Below are 1,182 nucleotides of genomic sequence, written 5' to 3' on the forward strand. Positions count from 1 at the left end.
TTACTCGATGACCTTGGCGACGACGCCGGCGCCGACCGTACGGCCGCCTTCGCGGATTGCGAAGCGCAGACCTTCTTCCATCGCGATCGGGGCAATCAGCTTCACCGTGATCGACACGTTGTCGCCCGGCATCACCATTTCCTTGTCCTTCGGCAGCTCGATCGAGCCCGTCACGTCCGTCGTACGGAAGTAGAACTGCGGACGGTAGTTGTTGAAGAACGGCGTGTGACGGCCGCCTTCGTCCTTGCTCAGCACGTACACTTCAGCCGTGAAGTGCGTGTGCGGCGTGATCGAACCCGGCTTCGCCAGAACCTGGCCACGCTCCACGTCTTCACGCTTCGTGCCGCGCAGCAGGATACCAACGTTGTCGCCTGCTTGACCTTGGTCCAGCAGCTTGCGGAACATTTCAACGCCCGTGCAGGTCGTCTTCACCGTCGGCTTGATACCAACGATTTCGATTTCTTCGCCGACCTTCACGACGCCGCGCTCGATACGACCCGTCACCACCGTGCCACGGCCCGAGATCGAGAACACGTCTTCCACCGGCATCAGGAACGCGCCGTCAACTGCACGCTCCGGCGTCGGGATGTACGTGTCCAGCGCATCGGCCAGGCTCATGATCGCCACTTCGCCCAGCTCGCCCGTGTCGCCTTCCAGCGCCAGCTTCGCCGAACCCTTCACGATCGGCGTGTCGTCGCCCGGGAAGTCGTACTTCGACAGGAGTTCGCGAACTTCCATCTCGACCAGCTCGAGCAGTTCAGCGTCGTCCACCATGTCGCACTTGTTCAGGAACACGATGATGTACGGAACGCCAACCTGACGCGCCAGCAGGATGTGCTCACGCGTTTGCGGCATCGGGCCGTCTGCTGCCGAGCAAACCAGGATCGCGCCGTCCATCTGTGCCGCGCCCGTGATCATGTTCTTCACATAGTCAGCGTGGCCCGGGCAGTCGACGTGTGCGTAGTGGCGGTTAGCCGTTTCGTACTCGACGTGTGCCGTGTTGATCGTGATGCCGCGCGCCTTTTCTTCCGGTGCCGCGTCGATCTGGTCGTATGCCTTCGCTTCGCCGCCGAACTTCTTCGTCAGCACCGTCGTGATCGCTGCCGTCAGCGTCGTCTTGCCGTGGTCAACGTGACCAATCGTACCAACGTTCACGTGCGGCTTGGTCCGCTCGAATTTACC

At 61.8% G+C, this 1,182-nt stretch carries 1 protein-coding gene; it reads right to left on the reverse strand.

Going from position 1 to position 1,182, the window contains the following annotated elements:
- The coding region (gene tuf / locus VL15_RS38740; RefSeq protein WP_230684632.1) for an elongation factor Tu at positions 1-1,182 on the reverse strand (1,182 nt) is incomplete at its 5' end.

The sequence above is a fragment of the Burkholderia cepacia genome, from assembly GCF_001039005.1.
In the GTDB taxonomy this organism is placed as follows: Bacteria; Pseudomonadota; Gammaproteobacteria; order Burkholderiales; family Burkholderiaceae; genus Burkholderia; species Burkholderia theae.